This is a genomic window from Sphingosinicella sp. CPCC 101087, assembly GCF_004151485.1.
GTDB lineage: Bacteria > Pseudomonadota > Alphaproteobacteria > Sphingomonadales > Sphingomonadaceae > Allosphingosinicella.
In genome coordinates this window covers 278,287-302,682 of record NZ_SBFF01000003.1, presented here as the reverse complement: position 1 = coordinate 302,682, position 24,396 = coordinate 278,287, and the positions used below count along the sequence as shown (strand labels likewise).

Annotated in this window: 26 protein-coding genes and 1 tRNA gene; 9 read left to right on the top strand and 18 right to left on the bottom strand. The window is 67.1% G+C overall.

Annotated features, from left to right (window positions below; genetic code table 11):
- Nucleotides 1-135: 135 nt before the first annotated feature.
- A tRNA-Val gene (locus EKM57_RS06725) sits at nucleotides 136-210 on the bottom strand.
- Between the two features lie 51 nt (nucleotides 211-261).
- The gene (gene cpdR / locus EKM57_RS06720; RefSeq protein WP_129791703.1) at nucleotides 262-639 is read right to left on the bottom strand and encodes a cell cycle two-component system response regulator CpdR; all 378 of its coding nucleotides are present in this window, start codon (nucleotides 637-639) and stop codon (nucleotides 262-264) included.
- A 130-nt stretch (nucleotides 640-769) separates the two neighbouring features.
- Between cpdR and EKM57_RS06715 the strand changes: the two genes are divergently transcribed.
- The gene (locus tag EKM57_RS06715; protein ID WP_165357226.1) at nucleotides 770-1,630 is read left to right on the top strand and encodes an N-formylglutamate amidohydrolase; all 861 of its coding nucleotides are present in this window, start codon (nucleotides 770-772) and stop codon (nucleotides 1,628-1,630) included.
- A 251-nt stretch (nucleotides 1,631-1,881) separates the two neighbouring features.
- Here the strand turns inward: EKM57_RS06715 and EKM57_RS06710 are convergent, their stop codons facing one another.
- Nucleotides 1,882-2,667, bottom strand: coding sequence for a SapC family protein (locus tag EKM57_RS06710; RefSeq protein ID WP_129791701.1), 786 nt, complete (start codon nucleotides 2,665-2,667; stop codon nucleotides 1,882-1,884).
- 67 nt (nucleotides 2,668-2,734) lie between these two features.
- The gene (locus EKM57_RS06705; protein ID WP_129791700.1) at nucleotides 2,735-4,204 is read right to left on the bottom strand and encodes an FAD-binding oxidoreductase; all 1,470 of its coding nucleotides are present in this window, start codon (nucleotides 4,202-4,204) and stop codon (nucleotides 2,735-2,737) included.
- Nucleotides 4,205-4,295: 91 nt separating this feature from the next.
- Here EKM57_RS06705 and EKM57_RS06700 point away from each other — a divergent pair, with 91 nt between their 5' ends.
- The 3 genes from EKM57_RS06700 to EKM57_RS06690 all read left to right on the top strand — a co-directional run bounded on the left by EKM57_RS06700 (nucleotide 4,296) and on the right by EKM57_RS06690 (nucleotide 6,919).
- A complete protein-coding gene (locus EKM57_RS06700; RefSeq protein WP_129791699.1) occupies nucleotides 4,296-4,739 on the top strand; it encodes a hypothetical protein in 444 nt (147 codons plus the stop codon).
- Between the two features lie 121 nt (nucleotides 4,740-4,860).
- Nucleotides 4,861-6,315 carry a DEAD/DEAH box helicase gene (locus EKM57_RS06695; RefSeq protein WP_129791698.1) on the top strand — a complete coding sequence of 485 codons (1,455 nt, stop codon included), beginning with the start codon at nucleotides 4,861-4,863 and terminating at the stop codon, nucleotides 6,313-6,315.
- 31 nt (nucleotides 6,316-6,346) lie between these two features.
- The gene (locus EKM57_RS06690; RefSeq protein WP_129791697.1) at nucleotides 6,347-6,919 is read left to right on the top strand and encodes a cysteine hydrolase family protein; all 573 of its coding nucleotides are present in this window, start codon (nucleotides 6,347-6,349) and stop codon (nucleotides 6,917-6,919) included.
- A gap of 58 nt (nucleotides 6,920-6,977) precedes the next feature.
- On the opposite strand, the gene tgt is transcribed toward EKM57_RS06690, so the two are convergent.
- Nucleotides 6,978-8,111: a tRNA guanosine(34) transglycosylase Tgt gene (gene tgt, locus EKM57_RS06685; RefSeq protein WP_129791696.1), complete on the bottom strand. Its 1,134-nt coding sequence runs from the start codon at nucleotides 8,109-8,111 to the stop codon at nucleotides 6,978-6,980.
- A 17-nt stretch (nucleotides 8,112-8,128) separates the two neighbouring features.
- Nucleotides 8,129-9,034: a helix-turn-helix domain-containing GNAT family N-acetyltransferase gene (locus EKM57_RS06680; protein WP_129791695.1), complete on the bottom strand. Its 906-nt coding sequence runs from the start codon at nucleotides 9,032-9,034 to the stop codon at nucleotides 8,129-8,131.
- 150 nt (nucleotides 9,035-9,184) lie between these two features.
- On the opposite strand from EKM57_RS06680, the gene EKM57_RS06675 reads away from it, so the two are divergent.
- Nucleotides 9,185-9,466, top strand: a complete 282-nt coding sequence (locus EKM57_RS06675) for a DUF427 domain-containing protein (protein WP_129791694.1) — start codon at nucleotides 9,185-9,187, stop codon at nucleotides 9,464-9,466.
- A 4-nt stretch (nucleotides 9,467-9,470) separates the two neighbouring features.
- Here the strand turns inward: EKM57_RS06675 and queA are convergent, their stop codons facing one another.
- The 7 genes from queA to EKM57_RS06640 form a co-directional block, all read right to left on the bottom strand.
- Nucleotides 9,471-10,508 (bottom strand): tRNA preQ1(34) S-adenosylmethionine ribosyltransferase-isomerase QueA, encoded by a 1,038-nt coding sequence (gene queA / locus EKM57_RS06670; protein WP_129791693.1) that lies wholly within the window; start codon nucleotides 10,506-10,508, stop codon nucleotides 9,471-9,473.
- Between the two features lie 10 nt (nucleotides 10,509-10,518).
- Entirely contained in the window at nucleotides 10,519-11,277 is a 759-nt protein-coding gene (locus EKM57_RS06665; protein ID WP_371414124.1) for a peptidylprolyl isomerase, read from the bottom strand.
- Nucleotides 11,278-11,367: 90 nt separating this feature from the next.
- On the bottom strand, nucleotides 11,368-11,883 hold the full coding sequence (gene coaD / locus EKM57_RS06660) for a pantetheine-phosphate adenylyltransferase (RefSeq protein ID WP_129791692.1): 516 nt from the start codon (nucleotides 11,881-11,883) through the stop codon (nucleotides 11,368-11,370).
- A 76-nt stretch (nucleotides 11,884-11,959) separates the two neighbouring features.
- Entirely contained in the window at nucleotides 11,960-12,859 is a 900-nt protein-coding gene (locus EKM57_RS06655) for a polyprenyl synthetase family protein (protein WP_129791691.1), read from the bottom strand.
- Between the two features lie 4 nt (nucleotides 12,860-12,863).
- Nucleotides 12,864-13,148, bottom strand: coding sequence for an exodeoxyribonuclease VII small subunit (locus EKM57_RS06650; RefSeq protein WP_371414123.1), 285 nt, complete (start codon nucleotides 13,146-13,148; stop codon nucleotides 12,864-12,866).
- An 18-nt stretch (nucleotides 13,149-13,166) separates the two neighbouring features.
- Entirely contained in the window at nucleotides 13,167-14,264 is a 1,098-nt protein-coding gene (locus EKM57_RS06645) for an MBL fold metallo-hydrolase (protein WP_243450916.1), read from the bottom strand.
- On the bottom strand, nucleotides 14,242-14,928 hold the full coding sequence (locus EKM57_RS06640) for a DUF1013 domain-containing protein (protein WP_129791824.1): 687 nt from the start codon (nucleotides 14,926-14,928) through the stop codon (nucleotides 14,242-14,244). Before EKM57_RS06640 ends, EKM57_RS06645 begins: the two co-directional genes overlap by 23 nt.
- A gap of 263 nt (nucleotides 14,929-15,191) precedes the next feature.
- On the opposite strand from EKM57_RS06640, the gene EKM57_RS06635 reads away from it, so the two are divergent.
- The 3 genes from EKM57_RS06635 to EKM57_RS06625 all read left to right on the top strand — a co-directional run bounded on the left by EKM57_RS06635 (nucleotide 15,192) and on the right by EKM57_RS06625 (nucleotide 18,212).
- Nucleotides 15,192-15,668: a hypothetical protein gene (locus EKM57_RS06635; protein ID WP_129791689.1), complete on the top strand. Its 477-nt coding sequence runs from the start codon at nucleotides 15,192-15,194 to the stop codon at nucleotides 15,666-15,668.
- 127 nt (nucleotides 15,669-15,795) lie between these two features.
- Complete coding sequence (locus EKM57_RS06630) at nucleotides 15,796-16,941, top strand: TIGR03032 family protein (protein ID WP_129791823.1); 1,146 nt, start codon at nucleotides 15,796-15,798, stop codon at nucleotides 16,939-16,941.
- A gap of 746 nt (nucleotides 16,942-17,687) precedes the next feature.
- Nucleotides 17,688-18,212 carry a GFA family protein gene (locus tag EKM57_RS06625; RefSeq protein WP_129791688.1) on the top strand — a complete coding sequence of 175 codons (525 nt, stop codon included), beginning with the start codon at nucleotides 17,688-17,690 and terminating at the stop codon, nucleotides 18,210-18,212.
- Nucleotides 18,213-18,252: 40 nt separating this feature from the next.
- Here EKM57_RS06625 and EKM57_RS06620 read toward each other — a convergent pair whose 3' ends face one another.
- From EKM57_RS06620 to EKM57_RS06600, 5 genes are all read right to left on the bottom strand, one after another.
- Nucleotides 18,253-19,386 (bottom strand): M23 family metallopeptidase, encoded by a 1,134-nt coding sequence (locus EKM57_RS06620; protein ID WP_129791687.1) that lies wholly within the window; start codon nucleotides 19,384-19,386, stop codon nucleotides 18,253-18,255.
- A gap of 128 nt (nucleotides 19,387-19,514) precedes the next feature.
- A complete protein-coding gene (locus tag EKM57_RS06615; protein ID WP_129791686.1) occupies nucleotides 19,515-20,318 on the bottom strand; it encodes a ferritin-like domain-containing protein in 804 nt (267 codons plus the stop codon).
- 38 nt (nucleotides 20,319-20,356) lie between these two features.
- Nucleotides 20,357-20,917, bottom strand: coding sequence for a hypothetical protein (locus tag EKM57_RS06610; RefSeq protein WP_129791685.1), 561 nt, complete (start codon nucleotides 20,915-20,917; stop codon nucleotides 20,357-20,359).
- Between the two features lie 55 nt (nucleotides 20,918-20,972).
- Nucleotides 20,973-21,437, bottom strand: coding sequence for a peroxiredoxin (locus EKM57_RS06605; protein ID WP_129791684.1), 465 nt, complete (start codon nucleotides 21,435-21,437; stop codon nucleotides 20,973-20,975).
- A 1-nt stretch (nucleotide 21,438) separates the two neighbouring features.
- A complete protein-coding gene (locus EKM57_RS06600) occupies nucleotides 21,439-24,138 on the bottom strand; it encodes a bifunctional [glutamine synthetase] adenylyltransferase/[glutamine synthetase]-adenylyl-L-tyrosine phosphorylase (RefSeq protein WP_129791683.1) in 2,700 nt (899 codons plus the stop codon).
- Between the two features lie 75 nt (nucleotides 24,139-24,213).
- Here EKM57_RS06600 and EKM57_RS06595 point away from each other — a divergent pair, with 75 nt between their 5' ends.
- Nucleotides 24,214-24,393 carry a hypothetical protein gene (locus tag EKM57_RS06595; RefSeq protein WP_129791682.1) on the top strand — a complete coding sequence of 60 codons (180 nt, stop codon included), beginning with the start codon at nucleotides 24,214-24,216 and terminating at the stop codon, nucleotides 24,391-24,393.
- Nucleotides 24,394-24,396: the final 3 nt, after the last annotated feature.

The following is a 24,396-nucleotide window of genomic DNA, read 5'->3' as shown; positions in this document are numbered from 1 at the left end:
CTCCGACCTTCTCGACGACCGTGCCGGATCGACACGCCGATCGCAGAGGCCCGATCGACTCCTGTCGATCTCGGGCGAAAGCCGCCAGCCCGCGCCTTCGCGCCGAGCAGCCGATCGCGGCCTAAAAGGAGAAAATGGTGGGCGTGGCAAGGATTGAACTTGCGACCCCTGCGATGTCAACACAGTGCTCTACCACTGAGCTACACGCCCACGAGGCGGCCCATGTAGCGAGCGTCCCCGACCGGCGCAACCCGCCGCCGGCTACAATCTTCCGTGCTGGTCCTCGGACTGGAACATCCGTTCGACCTCGGCCACCAGATCCTTCAGATGGAAGGGTTTGGAGAGCACCTTGGCGTCCGGGGTCTTGCGCCCGGCCTTCAGCGCCACCGCAGCGAATCCCGTGATGAACATGACCCGTATATCGGGAGCGATTTCGGCCGCCTTCTGGGCGAGTTCGATCCCGTCCATTTCCGGCATGACGATGTCCGTGAGGAGGAGATCGAACGGCTCGCTCTCGAGCAAAGGCAAGGCTGCCGTGCCGCGATCCACCGGCGTCACCGCATAGCCGACCCGCTCGAGCGCGCGGGTCAGGTAGACGCGCATCGATTCGTCGTCTTCGGCCAGGAGGATCCTCAGCATCCGTGCTCCATAATGCGCCCTCGCGGCGGCGCCCACGGATGCGCTTATGCGCGAAGCGCTTAATATTTTCCAGCCGAACCGCGCGCCGAGATTGCGCGCGCCCCGACCCGGCCCTACCTCTGACATAGCGATGAGCGAGGATTCGCCTCCATCTTCCTTCTTCAGAATCGGCCCCGAACGGCCGGTCTCCCCGGTCATCCTTTCCGTTCCCCATGCCGGCCGGCACTATTCGCCGGAGCTGGTCAAGGCGGCCCGAGTCCCGCTCGGCGTGCTCCAGACGCTGGAGGACCGTCTGGTCGACCGGCTCGTCTGGCGCGCCACCGCCGCCGGCGCCACGGCCTTCATCGCCCGGACACCGCGTGCCGAAATCGACCTGAATCGGGACGAACGGGAAATCGACCCCAATATGGTGACACCCACCCTGCCGCCGGGGAGCATCCTCGCGTCGGTACGCAGCCGGGGCGGGATCGGCCTGATCCCGTCCAGAATCTCCGGTGTCGGCCCGATCTGGCGCGAACGGGTGCCACGCCAGGAACTGAGCCGGCGGATCGAGCGGATTCACCGCCCTTACCACCAGGCGCTCGAACGGGCGCTCGAGGAGAGCCGGGACCGGTTCGGTGCGGCGGTCCTGCTCGACTGCCATTCGATGCCGCCGCGTGGAGGCGGCGACAGTCCCGTCGTATTCGGGGACCGCTACGGCACGAGCTCGGACCCGGGCCTGGTCCAGGCGGCGATGAACGCGGCCCGATCGCTGGGATACCGCACGGCGTGCAACGCCCCTTATGCGGGTGGATATGTCTGCGCACGCCACGGGCGGCCGGACCGCTCGATCCACGCGATCCAGCTCGAGATCGATCGATCGGCCTATCTGGACGCGGAGCTTCGGTCGCCAGGCCCCGGTTTCGCCGGCGCCTGCGCGCTGATCGCGGCGGTGACGAGCGCGCTCGAGGCGCGGCTGCTCGGCGGTGAGCCGGCGCTCGCCGCGGAGTGAAGCGGCGCCCTTCCGGCCAAGGTCCAAAAAGAAAAGACCACCTCGCGTTACCGCGAGGTGGCCAAGTTCAGGGAGGAGCGCCCGCCTTCAGGGAAGGGGGCGCATCGCGCCGCCGCAAAGGGGGGAAATACGACGACGCATCAGGGATGTAGGAACCGCTTCGAGGGTTTCAAGCGGCCCTTGCAATTCCCACGCATTGCGGGCGCGCGAAGGAATCGCGCGCCCGAAAAATGCGACCGGGTCGAGGTGGGTCAGGCTTCGGCGGTGAGCGGCTCGGCGTTCGGCTGCGGCACCTTGCCCTGCGCCATCTGGCGGGCGAAGATGTCGCGAACCAGCGACAGCGAGAAGAGATGCGCGACGATCAGCGGCATGATGCCGTTCTGGTTGATCTTGCGCAGCTGATCGCCGTTCAGGTCGCGGAACTTCTGCTCGTCGACCATCCGGAAGCCGCGATAGATGAACGGCTTGTCGCTGTCGTTCGGCTGGATCGAGACCTCGCCGTCGATCAGCAGGTCGAGCCCCTGGAGCTCCTTGACGAAAGCCGCCGTGCGCTGGCCGGCGACTTCGAAGTCCTCGCAGAACTTGAGGACGTTGTTGAGGTGCTCGCTCGGCTTCTCTGCCTCAAACAAGGGCGCGCCGTAATCGAATTCGCCGATCAGATCGCTGGTCGGATCGAAGCAGAGCGAAAGCTCCTGCGCATTCTGGTCCAGGCGGGCCAGCACATAGGGGTAGCGACGGACATAGGCCGGCACGTAGAAGGGCTGGAGCGCCTTTCCCTCCTCGTCGAGGAACACGTTGACCCCTTCGTTAAGGCCGGTCAGCGCGAGCGGAACGACGCTCTCGCCGGTCGAGAAGACGATCGGCATGAAGCGCTGGGCATGAACGAACTCGTCGATCGTCAGGGGAATGGCGTGCGCCGTCGCAAAGTAAGGCGCCTTGTCGCTCTGGCGGGCGCGATAGCCGCTGTGATGCGTGCTCGAGAGCGGCTGAAGGTTCTTGTAGAAGAGCGGCAGGTTGGGCGGCGGCTGAGTCGCCATGAGGCAGTCTCCATGAAGGATCGGACCCCCGGCCGGCGCTGGCGGACCGGGGTTTCAAGGCTTCGGTCTATGGGCGGCGAGCCCTTTCTGCAAGCCCGTCGTGAGGATCCTCGACCGGCGGAACCAGCTTTCCGGGGTTCATTATCCCCGCCGGATCGAGCGCCTGCTTGATGGCCCGGATCGCCGCGATACGAGTGGCGCCGCCGAGCCGGGCGAATTCCGCAAGCTTCATCTGGCCGATGCCATGTTCTGCCGAAATGGACCCGCCCGCGGCGGTCACCAGGTCGTGCACCAAGGCGGTCACCGCCTCGCCTTCGCCTTCCAGCCAGGCGGGGCCCGAGCTCCGCGGGGCGCGCACGTTGAAATGGATGTTGCCGTCGCCGAGGTGGCCGAAGGCATTGACCCGGACACCCGGAAACCGCGCCTCGACCGCCTCGGCCGCCTCGACCAGGAAGGCCGGCATGTCGGCCACCGGCACCGAAATGTCGTGCTTGGCCGCGATGCCGTCCTTCTTCTCCGCCTCCGAGATTGAATCGCGCAGGCGCCACATCGCCTCGGCCTGGGCATCGCTGGCGGCGATCGTCGCATCCGTGACGAGGCCGATCTCGAGCGCCGATCCGAGTGCGGAATAGAGGGCCTTTTCCGGGCTCGCGACCGCCATCGGCACGGCCGCCTCGATGAGCGCGTTCCACGGATGCCGTCCCGCCAGGGGCGCGCGCGTGCCGGGGACATGTTCGAGCACGAGGTCGAGCGCGCTGGCCGGAACCAGCTCGAATCCCTCGATCGAATCGCCCACCACGGTTTCGAGGTGGCGAAGCAGCTTCAGCGCCGCCTGCGGCGTCTCCACGCCCGCCCAGGCCACCGCCCGCTCCCCGACGGCCGGAACCAGCCTCAGGCTCGCCGCGGTGACGATTCCGAGCGTGCCTTCCGCGCCGATCAGCAGCTGCGTAAGATCGTAGCCGCGATTGTCCTTCTTGAGCGGCGAGAGGCCCTCGAACAGACTTCCGTCGGGCAGCACGGCCTCGACGCCCTGGACGAGCCGGCGCATCGTGCCGAAGCGCAGGACCTGGGTGCCGCCGGCATTGGTGGAGACGAGCCCTCCCACGGTAGCCGAGCCACGAGCGCCGAGAGTGAGCGGAAATCTGCGGCCAGCGGCCAGCGCCGCCTCGTGAAGATGGGCAAGGATCACGCCCGCCTCGCATGTCGCGAGCCCGGCGGCCGGATCGAGCGAGCGGATCCGGTTCATCCGGCGCAGCGAAAGGAGAAGGGCCTCGCCGGACCCGTCGGGCGTGGCGCCACCGACCATCGAAGTGTTGCCGCCCTGCGGAACGAGCGGAACGGCTTCAGCCGCGCACAGTCCGACGATCGCGGCTACGTCCTCGCGCGTCGACGGCGATAGCAAGGCGGCCGCCTTGCCGTGGAAACGGCCGCGCCAGTCGGTCAGCCAAGGCTCGACCGCCGTCGCCTCGCGGGCGAAGCCCTTGGGGCCGAGCAAGGCGGCGAGCCGTTCGAGCAGCGCACTGGACGGAGAGGGCATGCGGCGGCAGATAGACGGGCGGGACACGGGGGGCAATTAATCGCATGTTCAAGCGCAGGGATGAATCCCCGCACGCCATGGACCGCAACACATGATTCTGGCCGGCACGACCGTGCTGCTGCTCGCGCTGATCGGCGCCGGAGGGCAGACGGCGCCGCCCTCGCCTCGCGCGGAGGACGTCAGGATACGTCATCAGCAGATCATCATCCGCGTGACGCGCGAGCGGCGCACGGCCGCCGCCGGCGGCGCGCCGACGAACTGGCGCGAACGGCGTGGGCCGCGGTGCCTCACCGCCCGGCAGGTCACCGGCGCGACGTCGTTGCGCCCGAACAGCGTCGACCTGATCCTTCGCGACAACAGTCGGGTCCGGGCGGTGCTGCAGCGCCGTTGTCCCGCCCTGGACTATTATCGCGGCTTCTATATCAACGCGACCCAGGACGGACGCATCTGCGCCGATCGGGATTCGATCCGATCGCGTGCCGGGGGCGAATGCCAGATCGACGATTTCAAGGCGCTCACGCCGGAGCAGCCATAGCCGAGTCCGGCGTCCCGCTCCGGCTCAAGGGCGCCGCGTACCTTGACAAGGCGAGCCGCTTGGCACAACGGGCGTCAGCGACGCGGCTTGATCGAGAGACAGCCCAACCCCCGGATTCTACATGAGCTTTGCCGACCTCGGCCTTTCCGACGAACTGCTCCGCGCCGTAAGCGAGGCAGGCTATAGCGACCCGACGCCGATCCAGCGGCAGGCGATCCCGCCGGTGCTGATGGGCCGCGACATCATCGGCATCGCTCAGACCGGCACCGGGAAGACCGCCGGATTCGTGCTTCCGATGATCGACATATTGTCGCAGGGACGCAGCCGCGCGCGCATGCCGCGGTCGCTCATCCTGGAGCCGACGCGCGAGCTCGCCGCCCAAGTCGCCGAGAATTTCGAGAAATATGGCAAGCACCACAAGCTGTCGATGGCGCTGCTGATCGGCGGCGTCAGCATGGGCGACCAGGTGAAGGCGCTGCAGAAGGGAGTCGACGTGCTGATCGCGACGCCCGGGCGGCTGATGGACCTGTTCGACCGCGGCAACATCCTCCTCACCGGCTGCAACCTGCTCGTCATCGACGAGGCGGACCGGATGCTCGACATGGGCTTCATCCCCGACATCGAGCAGATCTGCACCAAACTGCCGGCGAACCGGCAGACCCTGCTCTTCTCGGCGACCATGCCGCCGCCGATCAAGAAATTGGCCGACCGGTTCCTCACCAGCCCGAAGACGATCGAAGTGGCGCGGCCGGCGACCGCCGCCTCGTCGATCGAGCAGCGGATGATGCGGGTCGATTCGCGCAAGAAGAAGGACGCCCTGGTACGCCTGCTGCGCGCCGAGGAGGTGAGAAACGCCATCATCTTCTGCAACCGGAAGACGACCGTCCGCGACCTCGCGACGAGCCTCAAGCGGCACGGCTTCGCCGCCGGACAGATACAGGGCGACATGGAGCAGGCCGACCGGATCCGCGAGCTCGACCGATTCAAGAATGACGAGGTTTCGATCCTCGTCGCCTCCGACGTCGCCGCCCGCGGCCTCGACATCAAGGGCGTCAGCCACGTCTTCAACTTCGACGTGCCCTGGCATCCGGACGACTATGTCCACCGAATCGGCCGCACCGGCCGCGCCGGGCGCACCGGGATCGCCATCACCCTCGTCGCACGCGACGATGCCGAGGCGATCGACAACATCCAGAAGCTGATCGGCACGAAGATTGCCGAGATCGGCGGCGAGGCGGAATCGCCGCCGGAAGCGGAAGCGGCGACTGCCGAACCAAAGACGGGCGAGCGGCGGCGAGCCGCCGAGCGGCCGGCCCGGCGATCCCGGACCAAGACTTCGGAGCGCGACGCTCAGTCGGACGAGCCGAAAGCGACACCAAAAGCGCCCCCGCAGCGCGACCGCGAAGAGCCCGCAGCAAGAGCGCCCTCCCCGCGCGCTCCCCAGGAACGCGCGGAGAATTCGAGGCCCGCCGGCGGGCAGCCCTCGAGGCGCGGCCGCGACTCGCAGCCCGAGCCTGCTGACGAGGGCTGGAACGGCCCGGTGCCGAGCTTCCTCGGCCAGGGTTTCGGGGGCTGAGGCCTACCGGCATGACGGCGGCCGACCCGAAATGAGCGTCACGACCGACCTTTCCCGCACCGTGCTGCTGCCGATCGACGTTCAGCAGGGTTTTGACGACCCAAGCTGGCCGCCCCGCTGGAACGACGAGATGGAGGCCAATGGTCGCGCGCTGCTGGCGCGCTGGCGGGCCGCTGGAGCGCCGATCATCCACGTCCGGCATGATTCGGTGCAGCCGGGCTCATCGCTTGCCGCGGACCATTGGGGCAACGCCTTTCGCTCCGGCTTCGAACCGCAGGATGGCGAGCCGGTGGTCGCCAAGTCCGTGAATTCCGCCTTCATCGGCACCGACCTCGACCTGCGGCTGAGACGGCTCGGCGCCGAGACGGTCGTGGCATTCGGCATTTCCACGGACATGTGCGTGTCGACGACCATCCGCACCGGGGCCAACATGGGATGGCGCATGGTGCTGGTCGCCGACGCCTGCGACTGCTTCGACCTTCCCGACGGCCGCGGCGGCACGATTTCCGCCCGCGCGATCCATGACGCGCACGTCGCGACGTTGGCGATGGAATTCTGCGCGGTCACGTCCACCGCGGAAGCGACCGGACGCGCGGCCGCCTAGAACCGGGCCTCGGTTCCTCGAAGATGAAGCTGCGCCCGCCTTCCGCGGGACGCCATAGCTATTCCCGGCGATAGCGTGCCCGGAAGTCGGCGGCGAAGTTCGCCAATCGTCCCTCCCCGATCGCCGCCCGCAGGTCCGCCATCAGCTGCTGGTAGAAGTTGAGGTTGTGCTCCGTCATCAGCATCGCCCCCAATATCTCCTCCGAGCGCACGAGGTGGTGGATGTAGGCGCGCGACCAGGTGCCGCAGACCGGACAGGCGCAGCCCGGATCGAGTGGGTCCCTGTCCTCGGCGAAACGGGCATTCTTGATGTTGATCGGCCCGTCGCGGGTGAAGGCCTGGCCAGTGCGTCCCGAACGGGTCGGAAGGACGCAGTCGAACATGTCGATGCCGCGCTCGACCGCGCCGACAATGTCGTCCGGCTTGCCGACTCCCATCAAGTAGCGGGGGCGGTTCTCGGGGAGCATCGGGACCGCGAAATCGAGGACCCTGAACATCTCGGACTGCCCCTCCCCGACGGCAAGGCCGCCGACCGCATAGCCGTCGAACCCGATCCCGGTCAGCGCCTCGGCGGAGGCCCGGCGCAAATCCTCCTCCATCGAGCCCTGCTGGATCCCGAACAGGGCGGCACGTGAGGCATGCTCGCCGCCGGCGTCGAACGCATCGCGCGACCTCCTGGCCCAGCGCATGGAGCGTTCCATCGACCGCTCCGCCGTGTCGCGCTCGGCCGGAAAGGGCGTGCATTCGTCGAACGCCATCACGATGTCGGTCCCGAGCAGGCGCTGCACCTCCATCGACCGTTCGGGCGTCAGCATGTGGGTGGAGCCGTCGAGGTGGCTCTGGAAGCGCACGCCCTCCTCGGTCACCTTGCGAAGATCGGCCAGGCTCATCACCTGATAGCCGCCGCTGTCGGTCAATATCGGCCGTTTCCAGCCCATGAAGTCGTGCAGTCCGCCGAGCCGCGCGATCCGCTCCGCGCCCGGCCGGAGCATCAGATGATAGGTATTGCCGAGGATGATGTCCGCACCGGAGGCGCGTACGTCGGCCGGCTTCATCGCCTTGACGGTGGCCGCCGTCCCGACCGGCATGAAGGCGGGGGTCCGGATCTCACCACAGATCATGGCGATCGCCCCCGTCCGGGCACGGCCGTCGCGGGCGGCGATCGAAAAGGAGAAACGCGAGGAAGCGGGCATCCGGGGCCCTTACCGGCTCACCGGGTCAGTGCAAGCTCCCACGTTTCGCCCTGTTCGGGCCTTCCGAATTCATCGTGGATCTCCGTGGCGACGATCCTGAATCCCGCGGCAGCGTAGATTCGCCGCGCGCTCTCCAGGACGGTGTGGGTCCACAGGCTGATCCGCTCGTAACCGGCGCCGCGCGCGAATGCGACGCATTCGTCGACCAGCGCCGCGCCGATGCCCAGGCCGCGAGCCCAGGGCTCGACATAGAGCAAGCGAAGCTGCCCGACGCCGCCGCCGGCATCGACGATCAGCACCGATCCGGCCATCATGCCGGCCCGTTCGGCGACCCAGCATTGCTCGCGCCCCGGCTTGAAGTCCCTGAGGAAAGCCGTGGTGACCTCGGCCTGGAGGATCTCCATCGGCCGACCCCAGCCATAGCTCTCGTAGAGAATCGACTGCCGCGCCGCGATCATCGCCAGATCGCCGGCCCGGAAGGTTCGGATCGCCCACGACGCCGAACCGCCGCCGAGAAGGGCGCGGGCCGCGCCGAGCGCCTCCACCAGCATCTCCCGGTCGGCCGCCCGGAGCGGCTCGAGCCGTTCGGCCAGCTGGCGCCGGATGACCGTGTCGAGCGCTTCGAACCTGGCTCGGCCTTCGGACGTGATGAGTATCGGCCGCTGGCGCGCATCCTTGCCTCGCTCGCGGCTGATCCACCCTTTGGCGTGGAAGCGCCGGAGGATCCGGCTGACATAGCCGGCGTCCAGGCCGAGATCGGCCTGCAGCTCGGAGGCGATCGGCGAGACGCGCGTGGCGATCTCATAGAGCAGCCGCGCCTCGGCCAGGGACAGGTCGCTGCCGAGATAGTGAGCATCCAGCGCGCCGACGAACCGCGTGTAGAAGCGATTGAAGTCGCGCAGGGCGGCAACGGCCTCGTCCATGATCGAGAAATACCGTTAACACTTGACTTAGTCAACTATCTCCCCGTGCACGGTGGCGCTACATCTCGTAAAAGCTCTTGGTTTCCGGATCGCCGGGCATGGCCCCCCTGGCTCGGAAATGCTCTATCACCGTCTATCGGGAGGTGCCTTATGATACGCGCTCGCTGGAACGGCGCCGTGCTCGCCGAAAGCAACGATACGGTCGTCGTCGAAGGCAATCATTATTTCCCCGCGGACTCGGTGGACACGGCCCGGCTCAAGCCGAGCGACACCACCACCGTCTGCCCCTGGAAAGGGATCGCCCATTATTTCCACGTCGTGGTCGACGATGCGGAGAATCGGGACGCGGCCTGGTATTATCCGGCCCCCAAGCCCGAGGCCGCCGAGATCCGCGATCGAATCGCCTTCTGGAAGGGCGTCGAGGTAGGCTGAAGCCTCAGCCGGCGCGTTGCGGCAGCAGCAGGCTGGCATCGCCGTAGGAATAGAAGCGGTAGCCCTGCGCAATGGCGTAAGCGTAGGCGCGGCGCATCGTCTCCAGACCCATCAGGGCCGACACCAGCATGAACAGGGTCGAGCGCGGCAAATGGAAGTTGGTCACCAGCCCGTCCACGGCGCGGAAGCGATATCCGGGGGTGATGAAGATCCCCGTATCGCCCTCGAACGGATGGATGATGCCGGCTTCGTCCGCCGCCGTTTCGATCAACCGGAGCGAAGTGGTCCCAACGGCGATCAGGCGGCCGCCCCCCTCGCGAACCCGGTTGAGGCGCTCCGCGGTGGCAGCGGGAATCCGGCCCCATTCGCTGTGCATGACATGGTCAGCCGTATCCTCGGCCTTGACCGGGAGGAAGGTGCCGGCCCCGACGTGCAGGGTAAGGGTTTCCTGGCCAATGCCGGCCCCTTCCAGCGCCGCCATCAGCCGGGGCGTGAAATGGAGCGCCGCAGTCGGGGCCGCCACCGCACCCGGTTCGCGCGCGAACATGGTCTGATAGTCTTCGCGGTCGCGCGCATCGGCTTCGCGCCGTCCGGCGATGTAGGGCGGCAGAGGCATACGACCTGCGCGCTCGAGCAATTGCTCGACGGGATCCTCGCCTTCGAAGCGGAGCAGGACCGACCCGTCTTCGCCCCGCCCGCCGGCAATGGCGGCAACGCCCTCGCCGAAGTCGATCCGGTCGCCGGCGTGCAGCCGGCGCGCATTGCGGACGAAGGCCCGCCATTCGCGCGGCCCCTCCCGTTTGTGAAGGGTCGCCCCGATTCTCGCCTCGCCACGACGGCCTTCGAGCTGGGCCGGGATGACGCTGGTGTCGTTGAACACCAGGAGGTCGCCCGGCCGGAGCAGGCCGGGCAAATCGGAAACGGTTCGATCGGAGACCACTTCCCCGTCGACCAGAAGGAGGCGCGCGGCGTCGCGGGGAGAAACGGGCCTCAGCGCGATCCGGCCGGGGGGAAGCTCGAAGTCGAAGCGGTCGACCCGCACCTCGCCGGTCCTAGCGCGGCGGGCGCGCCTGAGGGCTTCGCGCGGGCTCGAGCTCGCGCGGCGGCGGCGCAGCGGCAGGCACCTCCGGACCGGCCGGCGTGCCGGGCTGAAGCAGAAGCCCCAGATCAGCGGCCGACGCGGGCGCATTTTGCGAGGCGGCGGCACGAAGCTCCTCGGCCGAGAGCGCAGGCACATTGTCCGACCCGATCGACGCGCGGACGATGCGCGTCGGGTTGAGCGGCGGTTCGCCGCGCTCGATCAAATCGACGAAGTTCATGCCGGAGATGACCCGGCCAACGACCGTATAGTCGCTGTCCATCGTCAACCGCGGCACGAACATGATGTAGAACTGGCTGTTGGCGCTGTTTAGATCCTGCGCGCGCGCCATGCCGACCGCGCCGCGAACGTGCGGCAGGCCGCGAATTTCGGCGGCGAGATCGGGAAGATCGGATCCACCCGTGCCGGTCGCGGTCGGGTCGCCGCCCTGCGCCATGAAGCCTTCCACGACTCGATGAAAGACGAGGCCGTTATAGAATCCCTGCCGAGTGAGCGTCTTGATCCGTTCGACATGGTTGGGCGCGACGTCGGGGCGGAGCTGGATCGACACGCGGCCGCCGGTCGTGAGGTCGAGGTTCCAGACATTTTCCGGCTCCACCGCAGGGGGCGGCGGCACGGCAGGCTGGGCCTGTGACTCCACAGCGGGCTGGGCGGCGAGCAGGCCGGCCATGAACAGTCCGGACAAGCCGCCGAGAAAAGTTAACAGACGCACGACTTTTACCCCGATCTCCGCTGAAGCTCCTCCTTTAGGAGGCGGCGCCCCTCGCCTCAAGCGCCGATCTGAAGGCGCGCCAGTCAGGGATCAGACGGTCTGGCCCCCCGTACCGCGGCGGCCGATCCGGTCGACCCGATCCCTGATCTCGACCGCGACAGCGGGTGTGACGAAGCGGGAGACGTCGCCCCCATAAATGGCGATCTCCTTGACGAGCCGCGACGCGATCGGCTGGAGCGACACGTCGGCCATCAGGAACACGGTTTCGATATCGGCATTGAGCTGCTGGTTCATGCCGGCCATCTGATACTCATATTCGAAGTCGGCGACCGCGCGCAGGCCGCGAACGATCATCGATGCGCCTTCCCGCTCGGCGAAGTCCATCAGCAGAGAATCGAACGAGACGATCCTGATGTCTCCGGGCAGTTCCGCCGTCTCGCGCCGAACCATCTCGAGGCGCTCTTCGACCGTGAACATCGGCGTCTTGGAGGGATTGGTCGTCACGCCGATCACGAGACGGTCGACCAGATGCGCGGCGCGCCGGATGATATCCATATGGCCAAGCGTGATCGGATCGAACGTGCCCGGATAGACGCCAGTCCTCATTTAGATACCCCCTGCCATCCGCTCGGCGCGCCGCGCCTGCGGTCCTGCCCGAGCGTGCGACGGGCTATCTCGATAATCAATGATCGCGCTCGACCGCGAAGCGGGCGACTGCCCGAAGCAGTCCGGCCTGCTCACCGAAGCTGTCGAGATGGTCGATCGCCTGTTCAACCAGCGCCTCGGCCTGGCGGCGGGCGCGTTCCGGGCCAAGCAGGGAGACGAACGTCTCCTTGCCGGCCCCCTGGTCCTTGCCGACCCTCTTGCCGGCCTTTTCCTCGCACCCCTCATGGTCGATCAGATCATCCGCGATCTGGAAAGCGAGGCCGAGATCTCGCGCATAGCCACGCAGCCGGTTCCGGCCATCCGGCGGGGCACGGCCCATGATCGCGGCGGCCTCGAGGCACCAGCCGATCAGAGCCCCGGTCTTCAACTGCTGCAGCCGCGTCACCGCAGCGAGATCGAGCTTCATTCCTCCGGCGGTGAGATCCATCATCTGTCCGCCGGCCATTCCGGAGGGTCCGGAGGCTCGGGCCAACTCGAGCGTCAGCTCGGTTCGGACGAAGGGATCCTCATGGGTGGCTTCGTCGGCCAGAACCTCGAAGGCGAGCGCATGGAGCGAATCGCCCGCCAATATGGCGGTGGCTTCGTCGAAGGCGCGGTGGACGGTCGCCTTGCCGCGGCGCAGGTCGTCATCGTCCATGCACGGCAGGTCGTCGTGAATCAGCGAATAGACATGGATGCACTCGACCGCGAGCGCCGCGCGCACGGCCCTTTCGCGGTCGACGCCGAACAGGTCACAGCCGGCGAGCACGAGCAGCGGCCTGATCCTCTTGCCGCCGCCGATCGCCGCATAACGCATTGCCTCGTAGAGACGGCTGCGCGAATCGCCGGGAACCGGCAGGAGGCGGTCGAATGCGCGATCTATCTCGTTGCCGACTTCGGCAATCCTGCCGCCGAGCGTGGCCGAAGCCGGGTCCACGTCGTCAATCGCCGCCGAAGGGTGCGGTACCCGACGGCGCGCCGTCGCGCCCGAACTGGATCTGCTCGATCCTAGCCTGCGCCGCCTGAAGCCGGGCCTCACATTGCTGCCTGAGACGGTCCCCTTCGCCATAGAGGGCGATCGCCTCGTCGAGCGACGCTTCGCCGCTCTCGAGCTTGCGCACGATCTCCTCCAGGCGCTTCAGCGCCGCTTCGAAGGAGAGATTCTCGACGTCCTGCGGTTCGTCCCCCATGAAGCCTGCATTGGTCCCGCCGCGGCCCAGGGTCAAGCCGACTGGGGCCTAAACCTAGGCCTGGGAATAGAAATGGGTTCCGTCGCGCACATCGCGCACGGCACGGCCCTCGACCTCCAGCCGGCGAAGATGCGCCATCGCCTCGCCGGTGGCCAAGCCGAGCATGCGGTCGTCGATCCGGCGACCGAACAGCACGCCGAAGCAGTCGACCGCCCGGCGCGGCTCGGCCAGATGCGCGTGGAGGGCGTCCAGCTGACGGCGATGTCCGCCGTCGAGCGCATCAAGACGCGCATGGAGGCCGGTGAACGGCTCGCCATGGGATGGCAGCACGAGCAGATCTCCGGGCAGCTCGCGCAGCCTGGCGATCGAGTCGAGCCATTCCCCGAGCGGATCGGCTTCAGGCTCGCTGAGACTCAACGAGACGTTGGAGGTGATCCGTGGCAGGACCTGGTCGCCGGCAATCATCAGACCGCCGGCTTCGTCGACCAGACAGGCATGTTCGGGCGAATGACCGCTGCCGATCACGATCCGCCATTCCCGGCGGCCGATCCGGATGCGCTCGCCGTCCTGCAATCGAACATAGCTGACCGGGATCTCGCTCACCGCCGAGGCGAAGCGGCCCCAGCCCTTCGCAACCTCCGCGGCGATCCGGACCTCGTCCCAGCCGGCCGCGCGCCAGTAGGCTATCGCTTCGGGCGGAGGGGCGTCGCGGCGGTCCGCCGTGAGCATGCGCGCGAACAGCCACTCCCCGCGGCTCATCCACAAGCGGACGCCGAATCGTTCGGCCAACCAGCCGGCCAGACCGACATGGTCGGGATGGAAATGGGTGACCAGGATCCGGCTTGCCGGGCGCCCGGCCAGCGGGCCGCCGAGCAGCGCCTCCCACGCGTCGCGTGCCGGAGCGCTATCGAGACCGCTATCGACGATCGCCACCTCGCCGCCATCGTCGTCGAGCATCCACAGGTTGATGTGGCCGAGGGAACCGGGAACCGGCGAGCGGGTCCAGCCGACTCCGTCGGCCAGGGGAAGCAGCTGTCCCGGCTCCGGACCGGATCGGCCGAGCGGATAGGTCAGGCCGCGATGCGTGTAGGCAAGGGCCAGCGACTCGTCCGGCGAGTCCGGCGCGTCCTCAGCTTCTGAACGGGTCGACAAGATCCGGACCGGCTTCGCCCTCGGCGCCGACTCCGTCGGCATCCTCGGCGGCGTGGGCAGCCTCCGCCTCGCGAGCAGCCGCGTCGCGCTCGGCCCGCAGTTCCTCGAGCAGCGCTTCACGATCGCGGACAAAGCCGGAATCATTCTGGATGATGTCGGTACCCGCCGCTTTTGCGGCCTTGGCCACGGCGGCATCGAGCTCGCGTTGCGAGGTGAGGCCGAGCGTCACCGGATCCTTGGGCTGAATGTTCGCGATGTTCCAGTGGGTCCGCTCGCGGATCGCCTGGATGGTCGTGCGGGTGGTGCCGATCAACTTGCCGATCTGACCGTCTGAGAGCTCGGGATGATTGCGGATCAGCCAGGCGACGCCGTCCGGCTTGTCCTGGCGCTTCGAAACCGGCGTGTAGCGCGGCCCCTTCGTGCGGACCGCCTTTTCGGGCTCGCGGAGCATCTTCAGCCGGTAGTTCGGGTCTGCCTGCCCGCGCTCGATCTCATCCATCGTCAGCTCGCCCGAGCGCAGCGGATCGCGTCCGGTGAGCTTCGTCGCCGCCATGTCGTCGGCGATCGCCTGGACTTCGAGGATGTGCAACCCGCAGAACTCGGCGATCTGTTGGAAGGTGAGCGAGGTATTGTCGACAAGCCAGCTGGCCGTCGCATGGGGCATGAGCGGCTGGGCCACCTTCGAATCTCCATAAACGATAAGGGCCGCCCCTCACGGAGCGGCCGGTGCCTTCGCGGATGTAGGCCGCGCCGAGGTCGGACGCAAGCCAAAGCTGTCCCGCAAGAGCCTGATCGGCTTGGGACAAATGGCTGCAGCGCTTCAGATCCGTGCCTGGCCCGCACTTCATAACGAAGACGATCATGCTTCCGCCGACCGTTGCCAGCACGCCCCAGCCGACTTATTCAATGGAAGGGGAGGAATGCTCCATGTTTCTGATCGCACTCGCGCTTCTAGCCGCCGAGCCGCCGGTTCCGCCGATGAGGGTGGAAGTCGTCCGCGATGCGATCACCGACGAGGTGAAGGCCTTCGCCACACTGAGCGAGGGCGGCAACCGGCTCGTCGTCAGCTGCGCGCCGGAGCGGCATGAAGGTCCGCAGATCAGCTTCCATTCGCGGCACTGGCTTGCCCGCGGCAACATGCTGACCGGGGAGCGGCCGGTCACCTATCGTTTCGACTCGCTCCCGCCGCAGCGGTCCATGTGGGACGTCGAGGACCGCCGAGGCAAGCTGTCCGGACAACGCCGCGTCGCTTCCTTCCTCGGCCACATGATGAGCGCTGAGCGGCTGGTGATCCGCGCCCGCGACATCGAGGACCGCCGCGTCGACATGACCTTTCACCTCGAAAACGTCCGGCCTGCGATCGAGCAGGCGCTGGCGGCGTGCGCGGCGGGCGGCGAGGCCTAGCCGGTCGCCGGCCACTTCACCTCCAGCGGGCCAGCCTGCTAGCCATTCCCGAATTGCCGTATGTCTCGAGAGTCCGGGCTGTCGCCCCGCTTGAAGGGGCCTGAGGCCAGACCGGCGGGGGAGGATGATGACCAAACAGGCGGAACCGGGCGCCGAGCCGCCGATCGCCGTGAAGGAAGCGGCGGCCGCGCCGCAGCCTGTCGCCCCGTCCGCCGACCAGACGAAGATCAGCGTGTCGCAGGGCTTCGGCGCGTGGCTGTCGCGGTCTCGCTGCAGCCTTGCCTTCACCTCCTACCAGACCGGACAGCTCTTCCTGGCCGGGCGGCTGCCGGACGGCCGCGTCTCCTTCCACCAGCAGAACTATATGCGCGCAATGGGCCTGCATGCGACGGCTCAGCGCCTTTTTCTGGGCTCGTTGTTCCAGATCTGGCGGCTGGAAAACGTGCTGGCACCGCACGAGCGGGCCAACAGGGACTTCGACCGGCTCTACGTTCCGCGCAACGCCCAGACCACCGGCGACATCGACATTCATGAAATCGCACCCGACCGGAGCGGCCGCGTCATCTTCGTCAACACCAAATATAGCTGCCTCGCAACGCCGAGCATCATCCACGGCTTCAAACCACTCTGGACGCCGCCCTTCATCTCGCGGCTCGCGGCAGAGGACCGCTGCCATCTCAACGGCCTTGCGATGGAACAGGGCGCGCCCGCTTATGTGACGGCCGTCGGCCGTTCCGACGTGATCCATGGCTGGCGGGAGCAGCGCCATGAGGGTGGCGTGCTGATCGACGTGCGCACCGACCGGATCCTCACGGACCAGCTGTCGATGCCGCACAGCCCGCGCGTCGGTCCCGGCGGCGTTTGGCTGCTCGATTCCGGCCGAGGCATGCTGGTACGGGTCGATCCGCAAAATGGTGCCAGGGAAGAGGTCGCCTTCTGCCCCGGCTTCCTGCGCGGCCTCGCGCTGCATGAAGGTCATGCCATCGTCACCGTGTCGATGCCGCGCGAGGGCGCCTTTTCGGGACTGGCGCTGCAGGACGAACTCGCCCGACGCGGCGCAGAGCCGTGGTGCGGCGTGTGCATCATCGATCTGACGACCGGCGGCCTGGTCGAATGGATCCGGCTTTCGGGTGCGATCAAGGAGTTGTTCGACGTCGCGGTGATTCCCGGGATCGTCTGTCCGATGGCGCTCGGAGCCGGCTCCCCGGACATACGCAGCCTGATCTCCTTCGATCAGGAATTCGGTCCACTGCAGCCATCCAATCCGGCCTGACATGAGCGTGCGACGGTGAGCCGCCGGATCGGCCGATTGCCGACCCGGACTTTTATACCCGTTATTCATCTTATCCACAGGCCCTGGACCCCGAATTTCGCTTGGAGCGACTCGGAAGGTGGAGTCATGATGTGCGTTCGCATTCGATTGGCCCTTCCGGAAACGGAAAGTACAGCCGAGTGCGGTCACCGCGGAAGCGGCGATCATTCGCAAGAGTGAACGCTCGCCATGCGTTGGCAGGGCGGCATGAAGAAGAAGTGCGAGGCGCAAGCCGAACCCACTTTCTTCCGACGTCCAGCAGAACCCGATCCTTCGGGCGAGGGAACTGCAGTGGGAACGTCGATGCAGCGATGCAGGAACGTACCCGCAGGCCGGGAATCCAGCGAAGTCGCGAGATTTCGTAGACATCCGGTCAGGGAACCGAACGACGCCGAAAGGTAGCGTTAGGAACCCGAGGAACCGGCCGGGGCCGAAAGGCTCCGGCCGGAACCCTATCAGGGACAGGCCCTTCCCGCTCGGGTGAAGCCTTCCCGACGAAATCGGGGCTGGCGGCGACGCCAGCCCCGCTTTCGTTGGTTTACATTCCCCCGGCTGCGGCGAGCGAACCGGCAGCGCGACTGTCGGGAGCAGGCGAAACGGTGTGCGCCTGCCCTTGATCGGCCAGCCAGGGCCCGGCATCTCAGTGGTTGCGGGATCGGCCAATTCTCTCCTGCGTGCTGCCACGGCGATTCCGCAGGAGGACAGCCATGACCGAAGATGCCGGTTATCCGGGCCGCTGTGCCTGCGGCGAGGTGCGTTACCGCATGACGAGCGCGCCGATGTTCGTCCATGCCTGCCATTGCACCGAATGCCAGCGCCTGAGCGGCAGCGCGTTCGCGCTCAACGCGCTCATCGAGGCGGACCGAATCGAAACGCTGGCCGGAGAGCCGGAATCCGTCCCGGTGACCGGGACCAGCGGCAAGCTGCAGACGATCCATCGCTGCCCATGCTGCAAGGTGGCGCTTTGGAGCACCTATCCGAGCGCCGGCCCGAAGGTCCGCTTCGTCCGAGTCGGCACGTTGGACGAGCCGGGGCGGATCCCACCGGACGTCCATATCTTTACCTCGACGATGCTGCCCTGGATGGTCCTGCCCGAAGACGTACCGTCCGTCCCGGAATTCTATTCAGCGAAGGCGATGTGGCCGGCCGAAGCCCAGGAAAGGTGGCGGCGACTGAAGGAAGGTCAGACCGCCGGGAGTCCGAACGAGGCCAAGGCGGCCTGGCGATCATGAGGAGATAGACGCCCTGGCCTTGCGGCCGGGCGCCCAGGGCTCAGCGCGCCCCGCTGGTCGGCCCGCCGACGGCGACGGAGGGATTGCGCTCCACGCGCTCCTGCAGCGCGACGAGAACGTCGTTCGACTGCATGAAGGGTATCGGGTTGACCGCACGGCCGTCGATCCGGACTTCGTAATGAAGATGGCTGCCGGTCGAGCGACCGGTCGAGCCCATCAGCCCGATCAGGTCGCCACGGCGAACGCGCTGGCCGGCTCGGGCGACGAGCCGAGAAAGGTGCCCGTAGCGGGTCTGGATACCCTGGCCGTGATTGATCTCGACGAGATTGCCGTATCCGCCGCTATTCCATTCGGAGCGGGCAACGATGCCGTCGGCGGTCGCATAGATGGGCGTGCCGACCGGGCCGGCAAGATCGACGCCGCCGTGCATCGCGGCCCGGCCGCGGAACGGGTCGGAACGAACGCCGAAGCCGCTGGTGAAGTTGGATGAAGTCCGCAGGGGCCGCGCCGACGGGATGGCTGTCACGCCCTGCTCGAGCTGCTCGAGCTTGCGCCAGCTGACGAAGAGCTCACGAAAGCGCGGATCGGCATTGTCGGCATCGACGGCCTCGAACGGGCCGCCGACGGCGCCGGCCGAGTGGAAGCGCGAAGGATTGACGCCGAGCCGGCGCAGCGCCTGAGCGGCGGCCTGATAGCGTTCGACAGCCGCATTCTGCGCACGCTCGGCCAGCGCCTGCTGCATGCCGTCGATCTGCGCATAGGATTGCGACAACGGATTGTGCGGGAACTGCTCCTGCCTGGGAAGCAGGGCCGCAAGCTCGTCGGCTTTCGCCTCGCCGGAAAGGACCTGGGCGAGGAACGCCTGCCGACGCTCCAGCAGCGCGGCATGGTTGCGTGTCTGGGTGCGCATCGTCTCGACATCGGCTTCCATCCGGGCCAGCCGCGCCTGCATATGGGCGACGTCGCCGTTCATCAGAGCGATGGCCTGAAAGGTCGCGAAAGCGGACCAGGCGAAAAGGACGAGCGCCACGAAGGCCGCGGCCATCTGAACCCGCGGCGCGATCGTGAAGCGGCGCAAGCTCTTGCCGTCGTGAAGGAATATATCGCGTGGCTTGAAGATATTGGGGAACCTGGCGAACAGGCCTGCGTTAGTTCCCTGAATAATATCCGTCATCATTTTCCCCGGTCGACTCGTCAGAGTCGGCACGGCCACGCACGGCGACCGCAAACTCAAAAAATCTGGGCTTTCGCCCCGCTCAAGACGCCGGAAGGTGCCCACCCCGTGCGTGTGGCCGGAGATTGTTAAGCAAATCCAACCGGGGCAAGCCCCTCGTAGAAATCGCGGGATAGACCGGCTTGGTCGCGCGCTGAACCGTTGAACGGCGGCTTCAGACTGCCGCGAAAGTGAGTCCGAATCAGTCGTTGCCAATGCGAAACGGCCTCGAATTCCTGCGCTTCGCAGCCGAAACGGAACCAGTGCGTGCCTGCCGCGACATGCCTGATCTCGTCGGAATAGATCCGTCGCAGGATGGCCGCCGACCGGCCATCGCCCGCTTTGTCCAGCGCCGCCACGGTCGCAGGCGTGACGTCGAGCCCCCGTGCTTCCAAGACCATCGGAACGACCGCCAACCGCGCCAGCGGGTCGGCCGATGTCGCTTCGGCCGCTTCCCATAGACCGTCGTGCGCCGGCAAGGCGCCGTAGCCGGAGCCGAGCGTCCTCAGTCGCCGATCGAGCAGGGCGAAATGCATCGCCTCGTCCGCGCCGACCGAAACCCAGTCATCGACAAACGCCCTGGGGAATCCCTCCCCGAAGCGGCCGATCAGGTCGAAAGCCAAGTCGATGGCCACGAACTCGATATGAGCCAGAGCATGGAGCAGAGCGATGCGGCTCCGCTCGGACCCGGCCTTTCCCCTTTTCGGCATGCACGACGGCGGCAACAGCTCCGGACGCGCCGGACGGCCCGGGCGATCCGGCATGGCGAGGCCGAAAGCGTGTCCCAGCGCCCCCGACTTCCAGGCGCGGGCGGCGTCGCGCGCTGCCTTCACCTTGGCGCGCGGCTCGGCGGCGAGCAGCACTCCGCGACAGGCATCGGCAATGGATCGCACGCATGCTCCTTCCGCGCCCCGATCACGGACGGGGCAGATCAGTAGCGATAGACATCCTCGGAACGAAATTCGTCCTGCGAGCGAGGATCCTCCGGCGCCGGCCTCTCTTCGGCAAGCGGAGCGCCGAAGACGCCTTCCTCATAGCCCAGCGGAAAATACGCGTAAGGCTCGATGTTTCGCTCCGGCGGTTCCTCCCGGCCGGCATATAGGTCAGGCCGTTCGGAGATCTGGCGGACGCTCTCGGCCTCGTCCTCCCTCGGCCCGGCGGGCACTTCGGCGGATACTTCGTCCTCGCCGAAATAAGGGACGGCCGCCGAATAGACCTCCGCTTCCGGGCCGTCCCAGACGTCGCAATCGCCGCAAACGGCGGCGCGCGCTGCATAGCCCTGGTCCCAGCCATAAGGTTGAGGCGCGGCCGGCCGCGGCACCAGCCGGGCCGGTTCGTCGATCGCTGCGCCCCGATCGCGCGGATGGAGCGCCGGACCCTGGAAGTGGACCGGATCGATCATCGCGACCGCACTCTCGCCGAGATGGATGCCGGTGGCCACTCCGACCAGCAGGGAGGCGCACAGGGCAGCCAAGGTGAAAGGGCTCGTCATGCCCCTGAAAACGAGATGTCGAAGCCGCCGTTCCTTCTCCGCACCGACCTTTCGGTCAGGGGAGCTCTCGGGCCGCTGCCAAAACCGCCTCGGCATGTCCGGGCACCTTCACCTTGCGCCAAATCCGGAAGATCGTTCCGTCGCGGCCGACGAGGAAAGTCGCCCGCTCGATACCCATATATTTCCGGCCATACATGCTCTTCTCGGTCCAAGTGCCGAACGCCTCGCAGGCGGATCCGTCCACATCGCTCGCCAGCCGAACCTTCAGATCATATTTTCCGGCAAAGCGGGCGTGACTGGCAGGACTATCCTTGGAGACTCCCAGGATCCATGTGCCCACTTTCTCGAACTCGTCGGCAAGGGCGGTGAAATCCTGCGCCTCGCGCGTGCAGCCCGACGTGTCGTCCTTGGGATAGAAGTAGATCACCAGCTTGTTGCCGCGGAAGTCGGCCGGATTGACCGTCTCCCCATCCATTCCGACAAGCTTCACGTCCGGCACCCGATCGCCTTCGTTCAGCATCTTACCCTCCGGCCTTCGCGACGACGGCACGCCACAATGCGCTTACGCTCTGCCGCGCCTGAGCGTGCGCCGCAAGCAGTTCATCCCAATCCTCAAGCCTGCAGGCAGCGGCGACCAGCGGCCGGGTAGGAACGGGCGGTTCGGCCGAGCTCGGCGAGACGAGGCGAAACATGACGAGCATGCGGGTGAGCAGCTTCAGAGCCCGATCGATGCCGACCGGGACCAGGCCGGCCTCTTCCAGTTCGGCCAATGCGACGTCCAGGCGCGGGTCCAGACCGATCCGGTGCCCCAGCTGCAGCGCCTGCACGGCGAATTCGAGGTCGATCAGACCGCCCTCGCCGTGCTTGATGTCGAAGGGTCCGGTCGGTGCCTTGTGAGCGGCGATCTCGGCCCGCATGCGAACCACGTCGGCGGTCACCCTGGCGGGGTCCCGATCCTGGCGCAGCGTCTCGTCGATGACGTGCTGGAGCGCCGCCCGACCTTCGGCGGGTCCATAGATCGGACGCGCGCGAAGCAGCGCCATATGCTCCCAGGTCCAGGCCTGTTCGCGCTGATAGCGCTCGAATGTCTCGACGCTGACCGCGAGCAGCCCGTCGGTCCCGTTCGGGCGCAGGCGCGTGTCGACCTCGTAGAGCGGCCCTGCGGCGGTAGGAACTGACAGAGCCGCGGTTACCCTGGGGGCGAGGCGATTGAAGAAATCGGTGGCGCGAAGCTTCTTCGGTCCGCTCGATTCGGCCTCGTGGGTGCCGCTGAACAAGTAGATCAGGTCGAGGTCGGAAGCATGGGTCAGTGCCCCACCCCCGAGCCGGCCGAGTCCGAGGATGAGCAGATCCGATCCCGCCACGCGGCCGTGACTCTGCTCGAATTCGGCCACCGTCGCCGCTGTGAGCACCTCGATCGCCGCCTCGGCTACCCGGGCATAGCCGTCCGCCACGTCGATCGGGTCGCTGCGGCCGGCGACGAGCTGCACGCCGAGGGCGAAGCGACGCTCGTTCACCCGGCGCCGGACGCGATCGAGCAGAAGCTGGTAATCGTCTCCGGCTCGGTCGGACCGGGCAAACTCCCGGGCCAGAGCCTCCACGCTCCCGGCCGGTTCGAAGGCGCTCGCGTCGATCAGCCCATCGAGCAGCTCGGGCCGCCGGCCGAGCTGATCGGCAAGAGCCGGCGCATGGCTGAGGATGGTCGCGACATGCTCGGCAAGTCCCGGCCGCGCCTCCAGCAAGCGATAGAAGTTCACCCCGCTGGGCAGCCGCTCGATAAGGTCCTCGAACCGGTTGATCGCCCGCATCGGATCGGGTGCATGGGCGAAGGCGTCGATCAACGTGGGAAGCATCGCCTCGAACGCTTCCCGCGCCGCGGACGTGCGCAGCGAGCGTATCCGGCCCGAGCGCCACGACTCGATACGCGCCCGAATCGCGGCAACCTCGGGAAAACCGGCTTGCGTCAGGCTCGCGGCCAGGGCCTCGGCATCCGTGGGCAGCCGGCGGTCTTCGCCGCCGCCCAGTGTCCCATAGATCACTGCCACGCGTGCGGCATGCGGCTCGACCAAGTCGAGCAGGGCTGCGCCGTCCGAAAGTCCGTGCAGCCGCGCGACGTTGTCGAGCGCCTCGTCGTCGCGCGGCAGGCTGTGCGTCTGGCGGTCGTCGATCATCTGCAGCCGGTGCTCGACGGTTCGGAAAAGCCGGTAGGCGTCGCCAAGCGCGGAGCGATCGGTCGCCTCGATCCGGCCGGCCCGCTCCAGCGCGACCAGCGCGTCGAGCGTCGCCGGCACCCGAAGGTCCGGCTCGCGCCCGCCATGGATGAGCTGATGAGCCTGGACGAAGAACTCGATCTCGCGAATGCCGCCGCGACCGCGCTTCAAGTCGTAGCCCGGGCCGAACTTCTGGCCCTGGGCATAATGATCGCGGATCTGGCGGGTGATCGACTGGATCTCGCCGACCGTCCCGAAGTCGAGCGAACGACGCCAGACGAAGGGATGCAGCGCCTCCAGGAAGTAGCGGCCGAGGCGCGGGTCACCCGCCGCGATGCGGGCACGGACGAAGGCCGCCCGCTCCCAAGGCAAAGCGGCCGCTTCGTAATAGCTGATCGCCGCGTCGACGGGCAGCGCTATCGGCGTGACCTCCGGCGAAGGCCGCAGCCTGAGATCGACGCGGAAGGCATAGCCGTCCTGCGTTCTCTTCTGGAGCAGCTCGACCATCCTTTGCGCGACCCGAAGCGCCGCCTGATCCGGCTCCTCACGAGGTCGACGGGGAAGCACGGCCGGGTCGTAGAGCAGGACGAGATCCACATCGGACGAATAGTTGAGCTCGCGTCCGCCGAGCTTCCCAAGGGCGATCACCGCGAATCCGGCGGCGGATTCGTCACCACTTCGCTCGGCCGCGGCGCGTGAAAGCGCCCGCCCCAGCAGCCGGTCGGCAAGGTCGGACAATTCCGCCGTGACACGCTCGAGCGGAAAGATACCGGCCAGATCGGCGATCGCAAGCGCGAGAGCATGAGCGCTGCGCTCGCGGCGAATCGCCACCATCGGATCATCCGACGCACCGAGAGCACGCGCCGCCGCAAGCGTCGACTCGATGTCCCCGGCCGAGAGATTCGAGACGATTTCTGGAAACTGCTCGATCAGCAGGCGCAGGAAAGGCGAATGGCCCCGCGCCCGCTCCAGGGCTGCACCCAGACTCGAGCTGAGGACTGTTTCATTCATGTCACATAAACGGTCCTGCTTCGTTCACCCGGCGCAACATTTGCAACCGTCGCCAATAGTGTACGTTAATGCCTCGTGGAAAAGCAGAATTCGAGCAGAGAAGCCTTGTCGCACTGGTCCGCCCGCCGTTTCGTGAAGGTGGCTCCGCCCACCGTCCATGCCGGCGTCGGCGATGCCCTTCGGCACGCCTTTCTCATGGATTCGGAAACGCGGTCGCTCAGGAAATTCGAAGACCTGCTCGATCAGCTGAAGTGAAGC